The sequence below is a fragment of the Shimia sp. MMG029 genome, assembly GCF_027947445.1.
In the GTDB taxonomy this organism is placed as follows: Bacteria; Pseudomonadota; Alphaproteobacteria; order Rhodobacterales; family Rhodobacteraceae; genus Shimia.
Window position 1 is genome coordinate 187466 of record NZ_JAQJIM010000004.1, and the last position, 17838, is coordinate 205303.

The window sequence follows — 17838 nt, forward strand, 5'->3', positions numbered from 1 at the left end:
ATATGAAGAATACGCAATGGACACCGTCCCGCGGCACGGGGTTGGCGATGTTGATTTCGTTGATTTGTACGGGGTTTGTGACCCTTGTGGTGAATGCGCAAATCTATCCTGCACGCTGGCAGTTCGCGGCGTTCTATCCTGATAAAACGTCAGAAAGACCCTACACCATCAGTGAGTCGATCGGTGATCCACGCATTGGTGAACCCTTTGCCGACTGGATGCTTTTGTGTGCGCCGATCTTGTTTGTTGGTGTTGTGTTGCTGTGTCTGCCGGCGTTGCGCGCTTTGCAAACAAGTGGGGCTGACGACAAAGCGGTGCGCCGGATTACTTTGCTGACTTGGGGGCTGTTGTTGCTGCAGGCGATGGCCTGTGTCGGATTGGTAATCCTGAGCCAATATCGCTTTCCACATTTTCGCGATGAGCATATGCTCGGCAGCTATTTGTTTTTCTTCAGCCAAGCACTTGTTGTGGTGGCTGGTGAATTTCTATCACGCGGCTATGCGCGGCTTGGTGCAGAGGGGCGTGTTCTGACACCCCGTTATGCGCTTTGGCGTCGGACTTATGTTTGGGTGCCGATTGCGCTGGGGGTAAGCTATCTGGTGTTCTTCCTTGGCAAAGGGCATGCGCCGGAAGGCCTGCGCTATGAGGTGTATTTCATCTACACAGGCCTTGAGCTGCTGCTGCTGTCTTCGTTTTTGTTCTACGTCATGACCTTTGCGCCGGACATGTGGCGTACGTGGCGGGTGAGCCGCGCTGCGCATTAATTCTCCGAAGACTTATCGGCGTCTTTGGCGCGCAGCATTTGAGTGGCGCGTTGGGCGCGCTGTAGGGCGGTGAAATGCGACAGAAGCGCAAAGCCGGCCAAACCCCATGTGACAACCCAGCTACCGAGAGCGCCAGCGATCAGCAGCATGGCGCAGAGGTAGATTACCCGCTCCATGCGCTCAAAAAAGTCGGGCCAATCGGTGTTGGACACGGGCATTTCGATGGCGGTGCGCGCTTTGGCGTAAGACGTGATGACGGAGCCTGAGAAACAGGCAAGCGCCAGCGGCCATGCTTCATGCATATGAGCGAGAGTGGCAAGCACCACCAACTCTTGGTAGCGGTCGACCATGGCATCAAAATAGCCGCCTGCTTTGGTGGACATGCCGCGCCGCCGCGCCACTGCGCCATCCAGTGCGTCAAAGACAAAGGCTAGGATCAGCGTCAGGCCATAAGCCACGGGCGAACCATGCCAGAGGTAGGCAAGCGACACTGCAATCACGAGCAAAAGGCCGATAAACGTCACCTGATTTGGGGTCAGCTTGGCTTTCACCAGAGGGGTGGCCATGGCCTCCCACAGAGGGTCAATTGTCGATTTCATGAGCCCGTCGATCATGGTGTGTCCTTTAAGTGTAGCTGCGGATCAGGCGGCGGCGGATTTTATTGAGTTTCTCAGCTCGAGCGGCCAGTGCATCGGCACGATCTTTGTTCGGCGAATAGAAGGCAGAGCTCCGTAACTTCAGAGTGGCAGCAGCATCTGTGACAGACGGTGCCCATCCCATCAGCGGTGCCGCTAATGTCGCGGTGCCCAGCATGCCAGCATGGCGGGCGCTGCAAACGCGAATGTCCCGATTGAGCGCGTCTGCGAGGGTTTGCGCAAAGACCGGATTGGCAGCTGCACCGCCGACGATAGACAATGCGCCGGAAGTCTGTACCCCTTTTTCGCGCTCCACTTTGGACATGGCCCACCGCAGGTTCAGGGCGACGCCTTCGACGGCGGCGCGGCGCATGGCTGCGCTGTCGTGATGTAGGCTGAGGCCATGGAACGTACCGCGGAGGCTGTCATTGTCCACGGGGACGCGCTCGCCTGCGAGCCACGGCAGGAAGAATGGATCATCCGCCTGAGGTGTGCCAAGGTCGTCAAATCCGGTCTCGACAGCGCCACCGCCGGTGACGTTGCAAACCCAATCGAGGGCGGAGCCTGCGTTTTCCTGACTGGCGATCAGGAGCGGGCGAAAGTTCAGACCTGTGGTGACGGTGGCATAGGAATGGGGGACGCTCAGGCGACGGTTGGGGAAGAACCCTGCGATCCATGCCGACGTGGCAATAGAGATGTGCAGCGCGCCATCTGCCACTTCACCAGATCCCAATGCAGAAGCCATCACATCGGATGTGCCGCCCAGCACTTGCACCTCTGGTGGCAGACCCAGCTCTGCGGCGGCTTGTGGGGTGAGGGTGCCGACAACGGCGTCAGCCTGTGTGATCGGGGCGAGTTTGCTGCGGTCAATACCGGTGAGCGTGCACAGCGCATCGGACCAGCCTTCACGGCCTTGTCGCGTGTCCATCACCCAGCTTAGGTTGGCGCTTTCTGGGCTGGTGGTGATCTCGCCAGTGGCGCGGTGAATGAGCCAGTCTTTCACATCCATCATCCAGCGGGTGCGGGCGTAGATGTCTGGCTCTTGCTGCATGATCCAGAGCATTTTGGCGGTTGGATCCATGCCGTTTTTTGCCGGAGCGCCATTGGCGATGCGCAACCATTTGGCCAGACGCGGAATGTTGTAGCCGAGCACCTCAGGGAAGCCGCCGATCAGCTTTTGCCCCAGGGGTGCTGCGCGTTTGTCGAGCCATGTCAGGCAGGGGCGCAAGGGAGTGCCCGCCTCGTCACAGCAAATCAGCCCGAGGAGTTGTGAGGAAAATACCAGTGCGGAGGCGCGTTTGGAGAGGTCGGGGACGTCACGGCGGAGTGCCGCCAGTGCATGTGCCAGAGCGCTCCACCAGTCTTCAGGGGTCTGTTCGGCCACACCGCCAGGCGCCAAAGAGAGCGGATAGGTCTCGGTCACACGTGCCAAAATGGTGAGGGAGCTGTCGACAACACCAACCTTTACGCCGGAGGTGCCAAAATCCGCTGAAATGACCAGATCGCCCATGGGTGTTTTCAAATGCCTCAGAGTCTTTGTTTTCGGTAATACCGTAGGCCGTTGGGGCCTGTATGGGTCTCTCACGCCATGAGGCGCTTGGCAAGGTCGTGGTGGTTCAATGGTGCTTGCGCAGGGCCTCTTCAAAAAGCGTGAGGTACTCTTGCCCAACCGTCGCCACGTCAAAGCTGTGCGCATGCGCGCTCGCCCAACTGCGCAAGTCCGTACGGTGCGCAGTGTCTGATGCCAGCTGGTGTATCTTTTGAGCAAGTGCTTGCGCGTCACCGGGCGGGACAAGCAGATCTGCGCCACTGCCTGTCATGACCGTGCGAAACCCCTCATTGTTTGCCGCCACCGGAAGTGCACCAGCGGCCATGGCTTCGATCAGGACAAGTCCGAAGCTCTCTCCATGTACAGCAGGGGCCGCGAAAATATCGGAGCTGGCGATCAAGACGCGTGCTTCCGCGTTGTTGGGCGGAGGCTGGAATTGAATGTTGGTCAGTGCATGCTGCTTGGCGTAGGCGCGCAGTGCATCCTCTTCCTCGCCGCTTCCCGCGATGATGAGCTCGGCATTGGGCAGTTTGTTTTGCAGGTTGCGCCACGCCTCCAGCAGAACGGCCACCCCTTTGCGCGTCTCTAGGCGACCCATGTAGGTGACACGGAAGCTGTCAGAAGAATGAGTTGCCTCTGCTGCTACGCGCCAGGAAGAAAGGTCGATTGCCGGGGGCAGGATCAACGGTAACGGGTTTGCATTTTCAGCCTTCCACTGCGTGTAAGGAGCGTCAGATGGGACAACGACGCGACTGATACGCCGATTAAAGTAATGTCCAACGCGGCGCAGCGCCCAAGACATTGGATCAAAGCTTTCGCTTTCCGGTAGGGTTGCATGGAAGGTGGCGATCGCAGGCAGCTTCAAGGCGCGCCACATTTGCCACGGCAAGAGCGGGGTCCATGGAGTGTGCATATGTACGACGTCTGCGCCCCAGTTTTTCAAAGCAACTACCGCCTTAGCGCGCTGGGCACGGGTGGCGCGGCTGACCTCAAAGGCGGTGCCGTGGATCGCGAAGGGCCGCGCGGTGCCAACTGTCATGAGGCTCTCTTCGCGGTGATCTGGATTGCCGGGAGGAGCGACGATGCGGACGTCATGACCCTGATCACGCAGCCATGCCGATAGGTCGCGCACGTGGGATTGCACGCCGCCGGGGCGGTCCATCGCATAGGGGGTGAGCTGAACGATTTTCATGGTGTGGCCTTTGGCAGGTGTTTGCGAGGCAGGCGCGGCAGATACCCCGAAAGCCGCAACTGTAGAAGGCTGGCGAGGCCAAATGCAAACACTGCGGGAAGCGTGGCGGCCAACAGAGGTGGCAGGACACCATGGATGCCAAGCGCCCAGAACACTTTGACGGAGACCACGGAGAGATAGCCAATGGCTGCGAGGGCCAGTAGCAGGAAGGGCGAGAGGCGGCGACCAACCGCGCCTTGGCTTGCCAGACTCACGCCGAGGAAGGCGAAGATGGCCGGCAGGAAAATCGCCACTTTGCGCACGGCAAGCGCGGTTGCCGCGTCCGCGGCGACAGCTGCATCTGGTGCTGCGGCGATGGTGCGGAGCGCCGCGTTCGGAAGGTAATAGGCATCCACGCCGAACCAGCGCACGATTTCGGGATCTAAGTTGAATGGCATATCGAGGCGCGGCTCTGCGCTTGGGGCGCTGGTGTTTGCAACGTCCCAGACTGTGACGTCTTCGAAGGTCCAGACACCGTTATGAAAGCTAGGATGCGCGGCGCGTGCATGTAGCACGTGTGTGAGTTTCGGTTCCGTCAGCCCGTCAAACAGCATCACGTCATTCAGTTTTGGGTTTTCGCCTCTCGTGAGTGTTGCGCGCAGGGCGCGGGTGTCATCGATCACCCATTGCGTGCCCATGTCCGTTTCGTTGTACCGCTTGCCGTAGTCGCCCAGATTGGCTGCGACCTGCCTTGCAACAGCTTCGGGGCGCAGCCAGTTTTCGCCCGCCATTTGTATGCCACCCAGTAAAAGGCCGGAAATCAACAGGGCGGCAATACGGAAGCTGGGGCCAGCGCCCGCGGCGGCGAGGATCACATCGTCTTGCCTCTGGTGACGCAGCAGAGTGACGACAAATCCCCCTGCGAGGCAGGCCATGGTGAGCAGACGGGTGACAATGTCCACGCTGCGATAGCCAATGTAGGGCAGCAGAACGGAGATCAGCGAAGCATCGGTAGCCTGTGCCTGCGCTTGAACGGAGCCCAGCCATTTGGCGAGATCGATGGCAAGCGCCACAACAAGCAGCGTGAACATCATAAACCCAATGGCGGCGAGATCCCCGCGCACCATGGCACGTACCGCAAGGCCTGTATGGCGCTGCGCAATCATCGGCGCACCTCTGGCTTCATGAGCGCCTCTCCGCGCCAGATCAGATAGGCGAGCGGCGGGCCAAGGTAGAGCCCGGCGGCTGCGGCGCAGATCAGAGCTGTGGGCAGGCTTGATGCGAATCCGGAGAGGATCGCCCCACTGGCGACATCGTTGCTCATCATGATGAGCACGGCCAGTGGCAACGCCACAAAGCGTAACGGCCCGCCACCGCCTGCGACGAGTGCTGCCAATGCCAAAAGGCCAGCCATAGGCACCATCAATGCGCGGGACAGAAGCCGGGTGATCTGCCCAGCTTCGGCCTCAGAGAGGCTGAGGAGCTTTTCTGCGGCACCGCGTGTGGTGTCGGTTTGAGGCAGAGCGTCGGTCATGGAAAAGGCGAAGTCGGCAGATTTTGTGGCGAAGCTGTTCAGCGGTCTGATCGCGGTGTCTGTAGTCGGATAAGGGCCTTCAAGGACATTGAGCGCTTGCAGCTCGATCGTATGCGTGTCGGAGGGAGGCGTATTGGCGACATGCCAGTTTTCAGAATTGGCGGTGCGCCAGCCTCCTTTGATGTCGGGTTGAAACACAAAGAGGTGACCACGTTGATCACTGTGCGCTTCAGAGGGCGTGGCAATGAAGGTGGTGTCGCGCAGGGTTTGCAAGGTGGTCTCACTGCCGCCTTCTTGAATGCGGGTGAGAACATACTCTTTTTGCAGAGCGATCAGCGCAAGGCGCTCTCCAAATTTGGCGCTGGGCAAAATCAGGCCGGCATTGGCAAAGCTCAGCGCACCACCGATGAGGCCAAAGGTCAGTACAAAGCTGACGACGCGCCCCCAATGCACGCCTGCTGTGGCGAGGATCATCAGCTCGCCACGATTGCGGGCGTCCTGCGTGGCAAAATATGTGGCGATCAGGAGGCCCATTGCGAGGACAAGATCCAAAATTTCCGGCACTTTGAAGCTCAAAAGATGTGCCACATCCAGAGGGCCACCGCCCAAGCGCAGAGCATGTTCGAGCAGCGTGGTGAAACTTTCGGCGAGGAAAATTGCCTCAATCACCAGCAACAGCAAAAGCAACCGCAAGAAAAGCGGTTTGCCCAGCACACGCAGCACTGGCAGACGCAGGAAGGTTACCAATCGGCTCATACGCGGAGTTTTGACATCTGAGGAGCCGTAGGCAAGATGCTCACCACAATTGGATCAGGAAATGGACAACCACGAGCCCGGCACTGGCAGAAATCCAGCTGTCGAGACTGTCCAAAAGACCACCCTGCCGTGCGAGAACGCGGGGGTAATCTTTCACCCCAGCGATGCGTTTGTGGCGGGAGGCTGCGAGATCTCCCGCCACCGCAAGCGCGCCTACAAAGAGCGCCGTTGCGGTCGCAATGAGCGGCGAAAAGTCCCAGACGGTGGACGCAGCCACCAAGGCGATGACAAGAGCGAGTGCGCCCCCTGCGAGGCCTTCATAGGTCTTGTTGGGGCTGAGGACAGGGAAGGCTTTGTTGCGTCCGATCAAACTGCCGGTCAGTAGCGCAAAGCTGTCAAAGATTTCGACCAGCACATATGCTGTGAGCATGAGTGCCGTCAGAGCCGGATGTGCTGCCCCATAAGCGAGAAGGGCCAAAGGCAGTATTGGAAAGAGAAGCACGTCAGTGGCAGCACCTTTGACAGACCGTGCCATGATCTGGCGCGCAAAGAGCAGAAACCAGAGCCCTGCACAGGCAATGGCCACCGGGGCAAAGAGTGCACTGAGCACGGTGAGGCCAGCGGCGGAGATTGCGGCGAGGATCACATGGGTCTGCTCTGACAAGCGCAAGGTTGCGACTTCGTAACCAATGCGGGCAGCGGCGAGTGCGAGACTTGCAATCAGGGCTTTTGGCCCCAAAAGAAAAAGCGCCAGAAGGCAGAGCAGGATCAATGTGGCGCTGAACAACGTGGCCAACAAATCGAGGCTCTTGCGGCGAATATTGGGGATCAGCGTCAGCAGCAGGAGAAGCAGGAACCCGGTCCCGATCAGGACCGCAGCAACCATAGAAATGTCTTGTACGGTGGGCGTGGTCATTGCGTGTTGTGTTGCGAAATAATGCGTTTTTGGTGCCAGCGCAGAAGCGGTGACAGCAGACTGCCAAGCCGGTTGAGCGCTGCCATCTGAAAGCCAGGCGCCACTGAGGGGCGACCTGCCCTCATGCCCGCGATAAGGCGTGCGGCAATATCTTCTGGCTGCCAAAGGCCACCGCCCTCTGTGATCTTTTGAGTGGCAGCGGGTTTGGTGCGCTTTTCTTCCAGCAATTGGGGGGTGTCTGTGTCGGGGGGATATATCACCGTAGTGGTGATATTGGCGTCCGCCAATTCCAAGTGCAAGATCTCGCCCAAGCCCCGTAAAGCGAATTTCGAGGGTGCATAAGCGCCATAGCCATAGATGCCAAAGAACGCCGCACCAGAAGAGATCAGGCCAATATGGCCTCCGCCTGCCTGCGCCATGGGTTTGCTGAGTATCTGGACAAAGGTGAGGGTGCCAAAATAATTCACCGCCATATGGCGGCGGTGCAGATCCGGGCTTTGTGCACGAAACAGGCCCGGTTGGGCAATGCCGGCGCTGGCTATGGCCATTTCCGGTGCGCCGAGTTTGGCGAGCGCATCTTCCAGCGCGTCGGTCAGCGCAGGCTCATTGGCCACATCGACCGCATACGTCTCGATTTTGACCGCTGGCGCTTCTTGTAAGATTGCCTCGCGCGCGGCCAGCAAACGGCTGGCATCACGCGCGAACAGAGCCAGATCATGCCCCTTTATCGCAAGTTGCATCGCAGCGGCAAACCCAATGCCGCTGGAGCCGCCTGTGATAAAGGCGGCGCGCATCAGCTGCCCTCGTTGACAAACTTCAGCACAACATCATGTGCGTCGGTGTCTTCGATCTGCTCTGGGGGATGCTTAAAGAGGAAGGCGCTGGCCTCGGTGATGGGGCCCGCAAGGCCGCGATCCCGCGCGATACGTGCCAGACGGATCGCCACCAGCGCTTCAGCCGCTGCATTTGGGCTGTCTTCCACATCAAGGCGGACCTCGATGTTGGTGCGCGCACCACCAAAGAGGCGGCCTTCAAGGCGGACGTAAGCAACCTTGCGGTCGTTCAGCCATGGCACATAATCTGATGGGCCGATGCGAATGTCATTTTCATGCAGGCGCTCTTCCATCGCGGATTGCACCGCTTCGGTTTTGCTTTCTCGCTTGTTGGCAAGACGGGCGTTTTCACTCATGTTCAGGAAGTCTGTGTTACCGCCCACGTTGAGCTGATAGGTGCGGTCGATCTCAACGCCACGCATTTCAGCGAGATTTGCCAGCGTGCGGTGCAGGACGGTTGCGCCCATCTGTGCTTTGAAATCGTCGCCCAGAATCGGAATGCCTGCTGTGCGAAATTTGTCGGCCCATACAGGGTGGGACGCGATGAAAACAGGGATGCCATTTACCACGGCCACACCCGCTTCGAGCGCGCATTCGACGTAGAATTCGACCGCTTTTTGCGAGCCAACCGGCAGGAAGATGATCATGATCTCTGCTTCAAGCTCTTTCAGCTTGGCCACGATCTCTTCTTTGGTCATTGCCTCATCAGAGGACAGGCGGAAGCTGCGGTCTTCTGGGTTGGCCAGCATATGGGCGGCCACACCATCGAGATCAGGGCCGCGCAGGACTGGCGCGGTCTGGTCTGCGAGATCCGTGTGGAACTGTTCGGTGCAGTTTGGGGCGGCAAAGGCGGCTTCGGCGAGGGTTTTGCCAACTTTGCGGCTGTCCACATCAAAACCTGCGACGAGTTCGACATCTGCAGGCGTATAGCCTGCCAAATCTGGGAAGCTTACGCCCACGGCGTCGTCTCCCAGAGCGCGGCAATAGGAAACACCTTGAATCAGCGAGCTGGCGCAGTTGCCAACACCAACAATCACGGTGCGGATCGGAGAGGAAGTTGCTTGTGTCATTCTTTGAAAGCTCCACCGGAAACGGCAATAGTATGGGTCACATAACGCCCTGTTTGGGGGTCGGTTGAATAAAGATGCAGCTGCGTGACTTTCGGCAAAAGTCCGCTTTCGTCGACGTCGAGGTATCCGTAGATCAACTGATATTCGCGTCCGTCCTGTTCGGTAAACAGCGCAGCTTCAAACGGGGCAAGCTGGCGCAGTTCGATCTTGTGCGATTTCAGTGCGTTAAACGCTAGAGATTTTGACGTCGGAGTGTCGTGTGTATGTGTACGCACACCAAATCCAAAGATGCGCTCGTACCAACGCAGTTGCATGATTTGCCCTGCGTCCGCGTAGCGTCGCCAGAACACGGACACGGGTGCGCTCTGCGTCAGATTCCCGTCATCATCGTAAGTTGCCGTGTAGACGATTGTGTTGGCATTCATACTGCGCTGCAAAAAAAACAGCTGCCCCGGTTCGGTTGGGTGCGGAAAATCTGGATGCGCCAAAGGTAAGTCTTCGCTCACCTCAGAAGAAACAAGCTCTAGGTGCGGTTTGGCGTCTGCGTTCGTTGCTGTAAGTCCGAAGTTAAAGGCGAGAACCAAACACCAGAAAACCACAAACAGAGACCTGCTGCGATCACTCAGGGAATTGCCCTGAAAGCCCTTTTGAGCAGTCAGGAGCATTGGCTTATTCCGCGCTCATACGCTGCCGAAGGGCCGCAGCCGCTTCAGATGCCTTGGCGACTGCGTCAATCACCCGGTCCAGATCAGCTTCGCTGTGGGCCGCAGAAATAAAGAAGCGGATACGCGGCATGTCTTTGGGCACACCCACATGCACGACTGGCGGTGCGTATATGCCTTGCTGCATGAGAGCCTCTGCAACAAAAACGCATTCTTCTGGTGTTTCAAACAGGATGGGGACAACCGCTTCGCCAATGGCGGTGCCAGTGTCCAATCCCATTTCTGCAGCTTTGGTCAGGAAGTGGCGCGAATTGGCGCGCAGTTTGGCAACGCGGCTGGGTTCCTTTTTTAGGATATCCAACGCGGTGTGTGCGCTTGCAACTGTAGCGGGCGGCAATCCAACGGAATACACGAAGCCAGGCAAACAAAAGCGCATCCATTCAATAACATCGGCGTTAGCGGCGATGAACCCGCCGGAAGACGCAAAACTTTTTGAAAGTGTACCGATGGCAATTTCGACGCGGTTCGGATCTTCGCCGAAGTGTTCGCAAAGACCGCGGCCTGTTTCGCCAAGCACACCGTAGGAATGCGCTTCGTCCAGCAGAAGCCATGCGTCGTAGGAGTCTTTCAAATCCAGCAATCGCGGCAGGTCTGTGATGTCACCATCCATGGAGAACAGTCCGTCGGTGCAGATCAGCACGCGACCGTGGTCTGCGCGATGTTCGCGCAAAATACGCTCCAGATCGTCTAGATCATTGTGCGCGTAGGTTTCGTATCGTGCTTTTGCCCCGCGCGCGCCCATCACAATCGAGTTGTGGGCGAGTTCATCAACAATTACCAGATCGCGCGGCCCCAACAGCAGACCAATCACAGATACATTGGTGAGGTAGCCGGAAATGATCGACAGCACCCCGCCGACGCCCAAAAACTCCGCCATGTCCCGTTCGAGGGCCCGGTGGGCAAGCCGTTCACCGCCTACAAGTCTCGAGGCCCCCACGCCTGTGCCCTGTGCATCGATTGCAGCTTTTGCGGCGGCCGTGGTTTCGGGGTGATGCATCAGGCCGAGATAATCGTAGTGAGACAGCGATAGGTAGCCATTTGGCCATTGGTCAGACTTTGCTTCCAGCCCATCGGTTGCAACAAAGTATGGATGCCCGTTTTCGATCAGTGCGCGGCCGCTTAGTCGAAAACGGCGTTCTGCAAAGGACAGGAAGCTAGAGTCTTCAGTTTTCATACAAGTCTCCGCAGCCTGTGCTGCGTTGTCATTTATTCGATTTTTCAGCGATCCAAGGGCGCGCTGTGTGCGATGCATCAGTTGCGGAATTGCAATATGACTGCTTCGTGGCATTCGGTCCAGCACAATGCAAGCTCCTATTTCTTTCAGGGTGTGGCTTTTGCGCCTGTGTGACTTGGTGAACGTCTTTTGTGCAGAACCTGCGCCATTCATGTCCCTAGGAGCTTGCTCCAACCAAAATAATCATGTTCAGATGACACAAACGCACCGCCGCAAGGTGGATCCAAAAAAGCGTGGTTGGGGACTTCTGCTGTGACGGCACTATTGACTGTGAAAAATCTGGCTATTGGCTTTGAAAAGGCCAAGCCAGTGGTGGATGATGTCAGCTTTTCGGTGGCTCCCGGGAAAACACTTGCGCTGGTTGGGGAGAGTGGATCTGGCAAGACGCTGAGTTGTCGCGCTGCGCTGCGGATTTTGCCGCCAGCGGCGCAACTTCGCGGGGGGCAGATCGAGTTTTTGGGGCGCGATAGTGCGACACCGATCGATATAACCTCGCTGAGCGAGCGGAAGATGCGTAGCATTCGCGGCAATCGCATTTCGATGATTTTTCAGGAGCCGATGCGCTCTCTGTCGCCGTTGCATCGCATAGGCAATCAGGTCTCAGAAGCCTTGAAGTTGCACCATAATTTCGACGCAGCGCAGCGCAAGAAATTGGTTCTGGAGCAATTTGAACGTGTTGGGTTCCCCAATCCAGAACGCGTGTATGACTCTTATCCCTTTGAACTTTCCGGGGGGATGCGCCAGCGCGCTATGATTGCGATGGCGATGGTGGGGCGTCCCGATCTGTTGATTGCAGATGAGCCCACAACCGCACTGGATGTGACAACACAGGCGCAGGTTTTGGGGTTGATCAAAGATCTGCAAGCTGAAACCGGAATGGGTGTGATTTTGGTGACCCATGATCTGGGTGTTGTAGCAAATATGGCTGACGACGTGGTTGTGATGAACCGTGGGCGTGTGATGGAATCTGGGCCTGCGCCGTTGATTTTGCGCGACCCGCATCATCCCTACACCAAAGACTTGATGGCAGCTGCGCCTGAAATTCCTGCCACTCCAGCGGATCGGCCCAAAGAGGATGAACGTGATTACATCCTTGAGATGCGGGATGTGAACAAGACTTACGAGCTTAAGGCGTCTTCTCCATGGGGTGCTAAATCTGTTGTGAATGCGGTGCGCGGTGTCGATTTTGGCGTTGAGCGCGGCAAAACGCTGGCCGTAGTAGGGGAGTCTGGATCTGGAAAAACCACCTGTGCGCGTATGGCGCTTGGGGCGGAGCGTGCTGATTCTGGAGCGTCCATCCTATTTCGCGCTGAGCCGGGCGCTGAGCCCGTCAATTTGCAGGACCTGAATCGAGCGGAACGGCTGGCTTTTCAGCGTAAGGCGCAGATGGTGTTTCAAGACCCTTACAGCACGCTCAATCCTCGCATGAGAGTGAAAGACGCACTATGTGAGCCGCTTGAAATTCATGGCATCGGTAGCGCGTCTGAGCGTATTGACCGTGCCGTTGAAATTCTGCGATGGGTCGGGCTGAATGAAAACATGCTGACCCGCTATCCACACGCGTTTTCGGGCGGGCAGCGACAGAGGCTTTCGATTGCGCGGGCCTTGATGCTTGATCCGACATTCCTCGTTTGTGATGAGCCCACCTCAGCGTTGGATGTATCCGTTCAAGAGCAGGTTCTGGGCCTGCTAGAAGACATTCGAGATCGGCTCAATCTGAGCTATTTGTTCATCAGTCATGACCTCGCGGTTGTTGCGCGGATTGCTGATGAGGTCGCTGTGATGCGCGCTGGCTTGGTGGTCGAACAAGGGCCACCAGAGCAGTTATTCTATAATCCGCAGCATCCCTATACGAAGGCGTTGATTGCAGCTCAGCCTGAGCCCGATATTGCACGCCCCATCAACCTCAAGATCGTGGCACAGGGGGCGGGGGCGCCCTCGAGTTGGCCTGATGACTTCAGATTTGACGGTGTAAATGCACCGCCATTGAGAGAGACTGAGCCCGGACACAAGGTGCGTTACCATGCTTAAAAGACCTCTGACAGCTCTCGTTTTTGCGGTCTGTTCCGCGTTTGGAGTGGGCCAAGCGCATGCTCTGGAGATTCAGGAAAGCATGTTCTGGCAATCCGATGTTGCCTCTGGGACGTTGCCGCCCGTTGCAGAGCGGATTCCAGAGGTGCCGGAAATTGTCGATATGTCGCTGCGAAGCCGTGAATTTGGCGAACAGGGCGGGACACTGCGCACCATGGTCACGCGCTCCAAAGATGTGCGCCAGATGGTGGTGTATGGCTATGCGCGGCTCGTGGGCTACAATGAGCGCTACGAACTTGTGCCGGATCTACTTGCGGGAATAGACAACGAGAGCGACAAAAAATTTACGATGCGTCTTCGACCCGGACACAAGTGGTCAGATGGGCATCCGTTTACATCAGAAGATTTCCGATACTGGTGGGAAGATGTGGCCAACAACGAATTGTTGTCTCCTTCTGGACCTGTCGACTTTCTGCGCGTTGAGGGCGAACTGCCTAAAGTGACGTTCCCGGATGCGCACACTGTCATCTATGAGTGGTCCAAGCCCAATCCGCAGTTTTTACAGATGCTCGCTGAGGCGCGGCCACCTTTCATTTACCGGCCTGCGCATTTCATGAAGCCATTTCATGCCAAATACACGAATGAAGATGAGCTAAGTGAACGTTTGTATGAGGCGCGGGTGCGCAGTTGGGCAGCCCTGCACAATCGCCAAGACAACATGTACAAATTCGACAACCCTGATCTGCCAACGTTGCAGCCGTGGATTTTGGCGACAAAAGATGGGAAGAGCCGCTTTCTGTTTGTGCGCAACCCCTATTACCATCGGGTCGACAGCAACGGTGTGCAGCTGCCCTATGTTGATGTTGTCGAGATGCAAGTGGTCGCGCCGGGGCTCGTTGCCGCCAAAGCAAACGCTGGTGAAGTGGATCTGCAAGCGCGTGGCTTGGATTTCAAAGACACAGCGATCTTGAAAAAGGGTGAGGCACAGGGCGGATATACAACCAAGCTGTGGGGCAATGGCACCGCAAGCCAGATCGCGATTTATCCAAATCTCAACTACAATGATGAGGGATGGCGCGAAACATTGCGCGACGTGCGGTTCCGCCGTGCGTTGTCTTTGGCCATAAATCGCAAAATCATCAATCGCGGCCTTTATTTCGGTTTGGCCAAACAAGGCGGCATGACGGTGCTGCCGGTGAGCCCGTTCTTTAAGGAAAAAAACCGCGATGCCTGGGCTATCCGGGATGTAGACCAGGCCAATGCACTCTTGGATGAAATGGGTCTCGATAAGCGTGACAAAAACGGCTACCGCACCTTGCCAGACGGGCGGCCTGTTTGGGTGGTGATTGAAACGGCAGGTGAACGCCAAGAGGTGGAAAATGCCTTGCAGATCATCACTGACAATTGGGCCGAAATTGGCGTGAAGCTTATCATGCGCCCCCTTGAGCGCGACATTCTGCGCAACCGTGTCTACGCTGGTGAGACCATGGTCTCGACCTGGTTTGGCTGGGACAATGGATTGCCGCAAACCTACACCTCTCCCGGTTATCTTGCACCGTGGGATCAGGCGTTTCAGGCTTGGCCGAAGTGGGGGCAGTATCACCAGACTCATGGAGAAGTGGGTGAGCCACCCGATTTGCCGGCGGCCATTGAGCTAAATGATTTGGCGCATCAGTGGACCAAAGCCTACACCAGCGTGGATCGGGCCGTGATCTGGCAACGGATGGTGGATATCCATGCCGAGAATGTCTTTGGCATTGGTCTTTTGAATGGTGCACCCCAACCCGTCGTGGTGTCCAATCGCTTGCGCAATGTGCCCGACAAGGCCATCTGGGCCTGGTCCCCAGGCGCGCATTTCGGGGTGCATCGCCCTGATGAATTCTTTTTTGTGGAATAGGAGCACGGAATGGCCCTGCTGCGGTTCGCGGTTTTCCGGTTTCTGACTATGCTCGCCACGCTCGTGGTGGTGTCGGTGTTGGTGTTTGTGATCATCAATCTGCCGCCGGGAGACTACCTGTCTAATCAGATCAATGAGTTACGTGCGACCGGGCAATCCAATGGGATCGCCAAGGCAGAGTTCCTTCGGCAGGAGTATTCCCTCGATCAGCCGTTGTTGAAGCAATACCTGATCTGGGCGGGTTTCATGCCGGGGCCGCATGGGTTTGCCGGGCTACTTCAAGGCGAATTTGGCTGGTCTTTTGAATTTGACAAGCCGGTGGCCGATCTTGTGGGCGGCGCGCTTTGGATGACAGTGCTTGTCAATCTTGCTGCGGTGCTTTTCATCTATGCTGTGGCGTTGCCGCTCGGGGTTTTGGCGGCCGCCAAATCCAAAACTTGGATTGACTATACATCTGCATTCATCGGTTATCTTGGCCTCGCCACACCGAACTTTTTGCTGGCATTGATCCTGTTTTACTATGGCAACCGCTATCTCAACCTGCCCATTGGCGGCTTGATGGATCCGCAGTTTGAAGGTGAGCCGATGAGTTTTGAGAAGATGAAGTCAGTGCTCATTCACCTGATCATTCCAACATTCGTCATCGGCACCTCTGGCGCGGCGGCCATGATGCAGCGACTGCGGGCAAACCTGCTTGATGAGCTTGGAAAACCCTATGTGGAAACGGCGCGCGCTAAGGGAATGAGTGAACCACGTATGCTCAGCAAATACCCCCTACGTGTGGCGTTTAACCCCTTTGTGGCCGATATCGGCACGCTGTTGCCGTCTCTGGTGTCAGGGTCAGTTCTGGTGTCGGTGGTTTTGGGCTTGCAGACCATTGGACCGCTCTTGCTGTCCGCACTTAAGTCTCAGGATCTGTTCCTGTCAGCCTTTGTGTTGATGTTTGTGGCGCTTCTCACACTGATCGGCACTCTGGTGTCTGATCTGTTGCTCGCGCTGCTTGATCCGCGCATTCGATTTGGAGGGCGGGAGCGATGAGCATTCAGCCAGACGGGCGGTTTGTCGATCAGGCGCCGTATAATCCGGAAGCCGCCGCGGAAGCGCGCAGTGCGGAATTGGATATGTCCAATGCGCGCTTGCTTTGGCTCCGGTTTAAGCAACACAAGCTGGGGCTGGTTTCCGGGATCTTTTTACTACTGGCGTATTTTTCGCTGCCTTTTGCCGGGTTTATCGCACCTTACGGGCCCAATGAGCGGTTGGAGGACTACATCTATGCTCCGCCGCAGCGGATGCATTTCATTCATGACGGGCGTTTCATCGGCCCGCATGTTTATCCGACCACGGCGGAAATGGATCTGGAAAGCTTCAGTTGGAAATATGTGCCGGATACCGACACACCAATGATGCTCGATTTTTTCTGTGAAGGGGCTGACTACAAGCTCGCAGGCTTCATTCCGTCCAACACGCACCTATTTTGCGCACCTGATGGGGCCACACTATTTTTGTTTGGGGCTGATCGTCTGGGACGGGATGTGTTCTCTCGGATCCTCTATGGCGCTCAGCTTTCGCTGACGGTGGGTCTTGTGGGCATCACGGTTTCCTTTGTGATTGGCATCATTTTGGGCTCTATCGCAGGGTATTTTGGTGGCTTTCTGGATTGGATCATCAACCGTGTGATTGAAATCCTGCGCAGTTTGCCGGAGTTGCCCTTGTGGCTCGCTTTGTCCGCAGCAGTTCCCTCCCACTGGGGACCCGTGGCGGTGTTTTTCATTATCTCGATCATCCTTGGTATTCTCGACTGGCCGGGCTTGGCCCGTGCGGTGCGCTCCAAATTCCTGAGTTTACGGGAAGAAGAGTTTGTCAAAGCGGCGGAGATGATGGGCGCAAAGCCCAGTCGGGTGATCAAAAAGCACCTTTTACCCAACTTTCTCAGCCACCTGATCGCAAGCGCGACATTGTCTATTCCTGCAATGATCTTGGGGGAAACGGCGCTGAGCTTTCTGGGGCTTGGCTTGCGCGCACCAGCGGTGAGCTGGGGGGTGATGCTTAATGACGCGCAAAATCTTGCGTCGATTGAAATCTATCCCTGGACCGCGATCCCGATGTTGCCAATTGTAGTCGTGGTTTTGGCGTTCAATTTCTTTGGTGATGGCCTGCGGGACGCGATGGATCCGAACCGAAGCTAAAACTGAAAGAGGGTGGTACCGGACCAGCCTCAGTGCTTAGAGCTAAGTCTCGAAAGCTTTAATGGCAGACAGAAAAGAGTGGTCGCCGAGCGGCCGCGCTCAGTTTGCGGCGGGTTTCCTCAAAGAGGGAAGACGCTGCATTTACCAAAGTCTGCTCTTCTGCATCCCATTTTGTTTCGGGTTTGGGTGGCGCCTCTGGCTCCGCCTGTGGCTCTTCTGGCGTTTCGCGCTTTGTGTATGTCTGGCTTTTGGGTTTGGTTTTGCTTGAGCGGTGCGGCTTTTTTGAAGGTGCGCTGCTGTCTTTTGCTTCTTCTTCCGCCTCTATCTTGGAGCGGTGATAGGCCAAGGCGTCAAATGCTGCATTGATGTCAGCCATGCGCAGGCTGGCTTCTTCAGGGTCGTTTTTCGCAAGATCCGGATGATACCGTCTTACCAGTTTGCGCCACGCGGAACGCATCTCTTTGTCAGAGACATCTGGTGTCACTTCAAGCAGTTCATAGGCGCGCTCAATCTCAGGCGACATTTCACCCCCTCCGCAGA

The 17838-nt window shown here is 56.9% G+C and carries 16 protein-coding genes; 5 read left to right on the top strand and 11 right to left on the bottom strand.

Annotated elements, in window-relative coordinates:
• The first annotated feature begins 2 nt into the window (after nt 1–2).
• A complete protein-coding gene (locus PJL69_RS12145) occupies nt 3–764 on the top strand; it encodes a hypothetical protein (protein WP_271309877.1) in 762 nt (253 codons plus the stop codon).
• Here PJL69_RS12145 and PJL69_RS12150 read toward each other — a convergent pair.
• The 10 genes from PJL69_RS12150 to PJL69_RS12195 form a co-directional block, all read right to left on the bottom strand.
• Complete coding sequence (locus PJL69_RS12150; RefSeq protein ID WP_271309878.1) at nt 761–1378, bottom strand: CDP-alcohol phosphatidyltransferase family protein; 618 nt, start codon at nt 1376–1378, stop codon at nt 761–763. The genes PJL69_RS12145 and PJL69_RS12150 overlap by 4 nt on opposite strands.
• A 10-nt stretch (nt 1379–1388) precedes the next feature.
• Complete coding sequence (locus PJL69_RS12155) at nt 1389–2909, bottom strand: xylulokinase (RefSeq protein ID WP_271309879.1); 1521 nt, start codon at nt 2907–2909, stop codon at nt 1389–1391.
• 106 nt (nt 2910–3015) lie between these two features.
• On the bottom strand, nt 3016–4140 hold the full coding sequence (locus PJL69_RS12160) for a glycosyltransferase family 4 protein (protein ID WP_271309880.1): 1125 nt from the start codon (nt 4138–4140) through the stop codon (nt 3016–3018).
• Nucleotides 4137–5285, bottom strand: a complete 1149-nt coding sequence (locus tag PJL69_RS12165; RefSeq protein ID WP_271309881.1) for an LptF/LptG family permease — start codon at nt 5283–5285, stop codon at nt 4137–4139. The genes PJL69_RS12160 and PJL69_RS12165 overlap by 4 nt, the downstream gene beginning before the upstream one ends.
• Nucleotides 5282–6409, bottom strand: a complete 1128-nt coding sequence (locus PJL69_RS12170) for an LptF/LptG family permease (RefSeq protein ID WP_271309882.1) — start codon at nt 6407–6409, stop codon at nt 5282–5284. The genes PJL69_RS12165 and PJL69_RS12170 overlap by 4 nt, the downstream gene beginning before the upstream one ends.
• A 40-nt stretch (nt 6410–6449) precedes the next feature.
• Complete coding sequence (locus PJL69_RS12175; protein ID WP_271309883.1) at nt 6450–7325, bottom strand: phosphatidate cytidylyltransferase; 876 nt, start codon at nt 7323–7325, stop codon at nt 6450–6452.
• On the bottom strand, nt 7322–8119 hold the full coding sequence (locus PJL69_RS12180) for an SDR family oxidoreductase (protein WP_271309884.1): 798 nt from the start codon (nt 8117–8119) through the stop codon (nt 7322–7324). The genes PJL69_RS12175 and PJL69_RS12180 overlap by 4 nt, the downstream gene beginning before the upstream one ends.
• Nucleotides 8119–9228 carry an inositol-3-phosphate synthase gene (locus PJL69_RS12185; RefSeq protein ID WP_271309885.1) on the bottom strand — a complete coding sequence of 370 codons (1110 nt, stop codon included), beginning with the start codon at nt 9226–9228 and terminating at the stop codon, nt 8119–8121. The genes PJL69_RS12180 and PJL69_RS12185 overlap by 1 nt, the downstream gene beginning before the upstream one ends.
• Complete coding sequence (locus PJL69_RS12190; RefSeq protein ID WP_271309886.1) at nt 9225–9734, bottom strand: DUF4833 domain-containing protein; 510 nt, start codon at nt 9732–9734, stop codon at nt 9225–9227. The genes PJL69_RS12185 and PJL69_RS12190 overlap by 4 nt, the downstream gene beginning before the upstream one ends.
• Before the next feature lie 163 nt (nt 9735–9897).
• The gene (locus PJL69_RS12195) at nt 9898–11124 is read right to left on the bottom strand and encodes an aminotransferase class I/II-fold pyridoxal phosphate-dependent enzyme (RefSeq protein WP_271309887.1); all 1227 of its coding nucleotides are present in this window, start codon (nt 11122–11124) and stop codon (nt 9898–9900) included.
• Between the two features lie 312 nt (nt 11125–11436).
• Between PJL69_RS12195 and PJL69_RS12200 the strand changes: the two genes are divergently transcribed.
• From PJL69_RS12200 to PJL69_RS12215, 4 genes are read left to right on the top strand one after another with little or no spacing between them, the layout of a single operon-like run.
• Nucleotides 11437–13215, top strand: a complete 1779-nt coding sequence (locus PJL69_RS12200) for an ABC transporter ATP-binding protein (RefSeq protein ID WP_271309888.1) — start codon at nt 11437–11439, stop codon at nt 13213–13215.
• On the top strand, nt 13208–15112 hold the full coding sequence (locus PJL69_RS12205) for an ABC transporter substrate-binding protein (protein ID WP_271309889.1): 1905 nt from the start codon (nt 13208–13210) through the stop codon (nt 15110–15112). The genes PJL69_RS12200 and PJL69_RS12205 overlap by 8 nt, the downstream gene beginning before the upstream one ends.
• 9 nt (nt 15113–15121) lie before the next feature.
• Nucleotides 15122–16150 carry an ABC transporter permease gene (locus PJL69_RS12210; protein WP_271309890.1) on the top strand — a complete coding sequence of 343 codons (1029 nt, stop codon included), beginning with the start codon at nt 15122–15124 and terminating at the stop codon, nt 16148–16150.
• Nucleotides 16147–17298: an ABC transporter permease gene (locus PJL69_RS12215; RefSeq protein ID WP_271309891.1), complete on the top strand. Its 1152-nt coding sequence runs from the start codon at nt 16147–16149 to the stop codon at nt 17296–17298. Before PJL69_RS12210 ends, PJL69_RS12215 begins: the two co-directional genes overlap by 4 nt.
• 58 nt (nt 17299–17356) lie before the next feature.
• Here PJL69_RS12215 and PJL69_RS12220 read toward each other — a convergent pair whose 3' ends face one another.
• Nucleotides 17357–17821 (bottom strand): DnaJ domain-containing protein, encoded by a 465-nt coding sequence (locus PJL69_RS12220; RefSeq protein WP_271309892.1) that lies wholly within the window; start codon nt 17819–17821, stop codon nt 17357–17359.
• Between the last annotated feature and the right edge of the window lie 17 nt (nt 17822–17838).